General features: G+C 73.9%; 4 protein-coding genes and 1 pseudogene. 2 read left to right on the top strand and 3 right to left on the bottom strand.

Annotated features, from left to right (window positions below; translation table 11 throughout):
* The 3 genes and pseudogenes from ACFSL4_RS21440 to ACFSL4_RS21430 all read right to left on the bottom strand — a co-directional run.
* Positions 1-1,158 (bottom strand): annotated as a pseudogene (locus ACFSL4_RS21440) (nicotinate-nucleotide--dimethylbenzimidazole phosphoribosyltransferase); the annotation flags it as partial.
* A 346-nt stretch (positions 1,159-1,504) separates the two neighbouring features.
* On the bottom strand, positions 1,505-2,716 hold the full coding sequence (cbiE, locus tag ACFSL4_RS21435) for a precorrin-6y C5,15-methyltransferase (decarboxylating) subunit CbiE (RefSeq protein ID WP_381085255.1): 1,212 nt from the start codon (positions 2,714-2,716) through the stop codon (positions 1,505-1,507).
* 127 nt (positions 2,717-2,843) lie between these two features.
* Positions 2,844-3,482 carry a GNAT family N-acetyltransferase gene (locus ACFSL4_RS21430; RefSeq protein ID WP_381085252.1) on the bottom strand — a complete coding sequence of 213 codons (639 nt, stop codon included), beginning with the start codon at positions 3,480-3,482 and terminating at the stop codon, positions 2,844-2,846.
* 224 nt (positions 3,483-3,706) lie between these two features.
* Here ACFSL4_RS21430 and ACFSL4_RS21425 point away from each other — a divergent pair, with 224 nt between their 5' ends.
* Together ACFSL4_RS21425 and ACFSL4_RS21420 are read left to right on the top strand one after the other, a co-directional pair.
* A complete protein-coding gene (locus ACFSL4_RS21425) occupies positions 3,707-4,066 on the top strand; it encodes a hypothetical protein (RefSeq protein ID WP_381085250.1) in 360 nt (119 codons plus the stop codon).
* 1 nt (position 4,067) lies between these two features.
* Positions 4,068-4,520: a hypothetical protein gene (locus tag ACFSL4_RS21420; RefSeq protein WP_381085247.1), complete on the top strand. Its 453-nt coding sequence runs from the start codon at positions 4,068-4,070 to the stop codon at positions 4,518-4,520.
* The last annotated feature ends 125 nt before the right edge of the window (positions 4,521-4,645 follow it).

Below are 4,645 nucleotides of genomic sequence, written 5' to 3'. Positions count from 1 at the left end.
CGGGGTGAGCCCGGCGGTCGCGGACTCGTCGGTCAGGCCGAGCTGCCGCGACGCGCCCCCGTCGGCGGGCACGCCGGCCTGCGCGGCGTCGTCCGCCGGCTGCGGGGCGTTCGCCACGGCCGCGACGGACGCGGCGTCCGGGGCCTGCGCGTCCGGTACGGCGGCCTGCGGAACCTGCGGCGCGACGGAGGCGGCCGGCTGCACCGGTGCGGCTTCGGGGTGCTGCGGGGCGGCCGGGGCCGGTGAACCGTCCGGGACGGGTACGGCGTCGGCGGCCGGTGCGCTCACGGACGCGTCGACCGCCCCCTCGGGCGCCGGCATGGCGTGCACGGCGTCCGGAGCCTGCGGTGCGGCTCCCGGCATGCCCTGGCCGTCCTGCGGCGCACCGGTGGTCTGCAGCGCACCGGGGGCCTGCGGCGGCTCCGCGACGGTGTGGGCGGCGGGCGCCTGCGGTGGCTCCGCGACGGTGTGGGCGGCGGGCGCCTGCGGTGGCTCGGAGCCCTCCGTGGCCATGAGGACGGCCTCGGGTGCGGCGGGGGCCGGTGCCGTCACCGGCTCGGGCACCGGCGCCACGGGCCCGGGCACCGGCATCGGGGCGACCGCGTCCGCCGCGGGGTTGCCCGGGGGCACCGTCTGCTCCTGCGGCGGGGCGCCCCACGGCACCGCTCCCTGCGGGGAGTTCTCCCCGAGGTGCGACACGTCGAGGTACTCGGGGCCGGTCGTCGGCGGCCCCGGGGGAGGCAGCGGGGCGTCCGCCGGACCGCGGTCGGAGAGCGAACGGACCAGGGTCGACGAGGGGTCCGGGGTGGGCGGGCCGAGGTGCAGCGGGCGGCGCGGCGCCGACTGCGGCACGGGCGTCCCCGCGGGCGGCGTGCGGACCGCTCCGACGTCGAGCGAGCCGCTGTCCCGGCCGGCCGTCTCGTGCGGGCCCGGCTCGTGGACGAACGGCGCCGGAGCCTGAGCCGGAGCGTGCTGCGGCGGCTCGTTGCCCCACGCGCCCTGCTGGCCGGGCATCAGGAGCAGGTCGTCGTCTTCGGCGGGGGCTGTGCCGGAGTGGTCGAGGTAGGTGTACGCGCCCGGCGCGAGGACGCCCGGCTGCTCCACCATGCCTGCGTTCTCCGGCAGCCCCTCGCCCGGGACCTGGCCGGTGTCGGTCATGCGTATCCCTCGCCCATCGGTTAGTGCTTCTACAGCCGACTCGCCCGGAACGGCGCGCGCCGACCGCCCGCAGTGAAGAACGAGCGTGCGTGCCCAGCGGCACGAACGACCCGCCATCAATGGCGACAAAGCCATTCCATGGCATTGTCGCGGTCGTCCTCCCGTCGCGACAGCATGATCCGCGACGGCCCGCTGTGGACTGCGCCACGTTGCGCGCCCTCCGGTTCTGCCGTACCACACCTGTCCCAAAAGGGGCGTGCTTTCCGGACATTGACTGACGAAGGCCCGGATCACCCAAGTGCGGTACAACGATCGGCCAGCCTACCGCGCCGGTACGACAACCAGATCACAGGGAGCGTTCGGGCAATCGGCCGCTGAGCAGGAACGCGACGCTCCGTTCCTTCTCCGTCCAGGCCCGTGTGTCGAGTTCGACCGACTGCAGAAGCGCGCACTCGACGTCGTAACCGTGCTCGGTCAGGTCCCTGCCGACGAGTTCCGCCGCGTCGCGGGTCGCGGCGTGCGCGACGATGCACTGCGGACGCCGGTCGGCGACGGCCGAGACGACCGCCGCTCCCCCGCCCCCGACGCGTACCACGTCCGGTTCGGGGAGGTTCTCCAGGATGTGCGGGGCGGTGCCGTGCACGACCTGCAGCTGGACGCCGAAGCGGCGGGCGGTGGCCGTCGTGCGGGCGCAGGCGCCGGGGTCGCGGTCCACGGCGATGACGGCGGCCCCGCAGCGTGCGGCCTCCACGGCGAACGCGCCCCCGCCGGCGCCGATGTCCCACACGAGGTCGCCCACCCTCGGCCCCAGGCGGGCGAGTTGGGCGGCGCGCAGCAGATCCGTCTCGCCCTCGCCCAGCTCGCCGCCGTACGCCCCGGCGGGCAGCACCCAGCCGCGCGGTCCCGCTCCCGGGGCGCGTCCGGCGATCCAGCCGCCGCCGTCGGCCGCGGTCACCGGTCCGCCGATGACGATGACGACGTTGGGGTCGCGCCATGTGTGGTCGGCGGCCTTGTCGGAGGTGACGACGGTCACCTGTTCGCGTTCGGTGCCCAGTTCCTCGCAGATGACGAAGGTGCGGTGGACCCCGTCGAGGAGCAGGCCGAGTTCGGCGGGTCCGGCGCCCGGGGAGGTGAGAACGGCCACCTTGGTGTGGGCCCGGCATACATTCACCGCGCGTCGCAGCGTGCGACGGTGTGCCACTACCACGTGTGCATCGTCCCAGGGCATCCCGGCGCGTGCGAAGGCGGCGGCCACCGAGGAGACGGCCGGCACGACTTCCACCTCCAGGCCGAACTCCGGGGCCCGCAGGGTGCGGACGACGCCGAAGAAGCCGGGGTCGCCGTCGGCGAGGACCACGGCGGTGCCGCGGTGGGCGGCGATGCGGCGGGCGGACAGGGCGACGCTGCCGAGGCGGATGCGCTCGGCCGTCCCAGGGACTTCGGGGAGCGCGAGGTGGTGGGCCGCGCCGGCGACGAGCGTGGCGGCCCCGAGGGCGGAGCGCGCCGCCGCGGTCAGCGGTGAGCCGTCCCAGCCGATCACCGTCACCCGGTCGGCCATCGTCGTCAGTCTCCAGGAGTTCGCGCAGGTCGTCAGGGGCAGCCCGTACGGCGGGCTCCGTGAGGGTACCTGGTCCGGCCGGTGTCCACCCGTCAAGGGTTCGGCCGGCGGGTGCGGTCCCCCGCTGTCAGTTCCAGTTCGGGAACGACGTGAAACCACCGGTGTCGGCGAGCTCCTCGCCGACCCCCTCGAGGTCCTCCGGCAGCAGGCTCCAGACGATGAAGTCGGTGCGCACGTCGGTCCAGGTGCCGTCCCCGGTGCGGACGTGTGCTATGCAGGCGTTGCGCAGGACGCCCTCGCTGATGCAGCCGATCTTCTGGGCCACCTGCTGGGAGGCCGTGTTGTCGGCCGCGGTGCGCAGTTCGATCCGTTCGAACTTCTGGTCCCCGAAGAGCCACTGGGCGGTGGCGAGCGCCGCCTCGGAGGCATAGCCCTCACCGCGTGCCCAGGGGGCGATGATGTACGACAGTTCGGTGGACCGCACATGCCAGTCGGTCCGGCCGAGCTGGATGATCCCCACCAGCCGCTGGGTGAGGAACTCGGCGACGGCGAGGTCGAGGCCGCGGCCCGTGGCACGTTCGGCGGGCGCGTACTCGGTGATCCAGGTGCGGGCGCCCTCCTCGGTGAAGGGCTGAGGTACGTCCGTCCAGGCACCGACCAGTTCGTCGCTCATCATCTCGGCCAGCGCGGGGACGTCGTCCTCGTCGAGAGGGCGCAGAACCAACCGCTCCGTGCTGATGGAGACGTTGGGGAAGGTGCTCGTCATTGCGCCGCTCCGTAACCTTCGGAAACCGTCAGTGCCTGCTGAACTGCCCAGCATGCAGCATGGAAGCACCGAACCGCACCACGGGGTCCGCCCACCGCACCCGGTCAGGACGAGCGGGATGCCGAGCGGCGGGCCGCGGGCCTGCCGGGCAGCACCGTGGGCGGGTGAGCCGCACGGCCGGGGGCGGGCACGCTGGGGCGTTCGGCCCGTAATAGGGTCACGGCATGCTCGATGCCCTGACGCTGGTGACCGGCGTCGCCGCGCTGCTGCTCGCCGCCTGGTGCGGCTGGGCGGCCTACCGTGATCAGCCCACGAAGGACTGGCACTTCACCGGCATGGCGGTGGTGACGCTGCTGGCCCTCGTCCAGCTGATCGTCGGCGTGGTCCAGCTGGCGCGCGGCGAGAAGCCGGAGCAGGGCACGACGATCTTCGTGGCGTATCTGCTCGGCGCCTTCGCCTGCGTCCCGGCGGCGGGTTTCATGTCACTGGCCGAGCGCACGCGGTGGGGGTCGGTGACGGTCGCAGCGGGCGGCGTGGTGCTCGCCGTGCTGGAGGTACGGCTGTATGACATCTGGGGAGGCTGAGATGACGGCCACGGAGGGGAACGGGACCGTGCCCCGGGAGACGCCGAAGCGGACACGGCTGGTCGGCGGCCCCGGCATGCTGCTCGTGTGGCTGTACGGCGTGATGGTCGTCGGCGCGGTGTCGCGCTCGGCCGTACAGATCTCGACGCAGTTCGACAGGGCCCCGCTGGCGTACTCCCTGTCGGCGCTGGCCGGCGTCGTCTACGGCTTCATCACGTACTCCCTGGTGCGCGGCGGCGAGAAGGCCCGCAGGGCGGCGCTGGTGTGCTGCGCGGCCGAGCTGGCGGGCGTCCTGACCGTGGGCACCTGGACGGTGATCGAGCCGTCCGCCTTTCCCGACGCGACCGTGTGGTCCGACTTCGGCATGGGGTACGTCTTCATCCCTGTCCTGCTGCCGCTGTCGGCCATGTACTGGCTGCGGACGGCACCCTCGCGGCAGGCGGACACGACCTGAGGCCGTGCACGACCGCGGGGGCGTGACCGGGCGGTCGCGGCCCCGTGCCGGGCGGGGCGCTCGGCGCTAGGTCCTGTCTGGAGTTCGGATCAGGAGTTTGGTAGATCGCCTGCGCGCGGGGGCTT

This window comes from Streptomyces caeni (assembly GCF_042678285.1).
Classification (GTDB): Bacteria; Actinomycetota; Actinomycetes; order Streptomycetales; family Streptomycetaceae; genus Streptomyces; species Streptomyces caeni.
Note: the sequence above shows the minus strand (reverse complement) of the source record. Positions and strands in the feature narration are given on the sequence as shown.

Bases quoted from the DNA above. Each gene is read 5' to 3' on its own strand.
- ACFSL4_RS21420 (WP_381085247.1), top strand. From the start codon at position 4,068: ATGACGGCCACGGAGGGGAACGGGACCGTGCCCCGGGAGACGCCGAAG.
- ACFSL4_RS21425 (WP_381085250.1), top strand. From the start codon at position 3,707: ATGCTCGATGCCCTGACGCTGGTGACCGGCGTCGCCGCGCTGCTGCTC.
- cbiE (WP_381085255.1), bottom strand. From the start codon at position 2,716: ATGGCCGACCGGGTGACGGTGATCGGCTGGGACGGCTCACCGCTGACC.
- ACFSL4_RS21430 (WP_381085252.1), bottom strand. From the start codon at position 3,482: ATGACGAGCACCTTCCCCAACGTCTCCATCAGCACGGAGCGGTTGGTT.